The sequence below is a fragment of the Paraburkholderia sp. SIMBA_053 genome (assembly GCF_046534895.1).
In the GTDB taxonomy this organism is placed as follows: Bacteria; Pseudomonadota; Gammaproteobacteria; order Burkholderiales; family Burkholderiaceae; genus Paraburkholderia; species Paraburkholderia caledonica.
Genome location: NZ_JAWRXU010000398.1, coordinates 1 through 302, shown reverse-complemented (window position 1 = coordinate 302; position 302 = coordinate 1). Strand labels below are relative to the sequence as shown.

Genomic DNA, 302 nt, shown 5'->3' with positions numbered 1-302 from the left:
CCGGAACTCGCGCACCTTCATGAACTCAGCACTCCGACAAAGGACTTCGGCTTATACAACGCTTTGGCTGTGATGGCCTATCTGCTTCGCAGCATCTCCGGACACGCGGAGTGGATCGAGCGCCTGAGGGGGCTCGTTGCCACCTTTCCCAGCGTTGCGCACCTTGGTATCGACAGCATGGGCTTTCCTCCGAACTGGACTGCCATGGATTTGTGGAATCCGCCTGCGTTGGCTGCTGACTGAGGAACCTCTCGGGCGACCGGGAGGTGAACGGTGTGGGCGGTACCTGCCGAAGCCCCACC

At 60.9% G+C, this 302-nt stretch carries 1 protein-coding gene; it reads left to right on the top strand.

Annotated features, from left to right (window positions below):
- On the top strand, positions 1-243 hold a 243-nt coding region (locus SB753_RS36155; RefSeq protein ID WP_410804914.1), incomplete at its 5' end, for a hypothetical protein.
- Between the last annotated feature and the right edge of the window lie 59 nt (positions 244-302).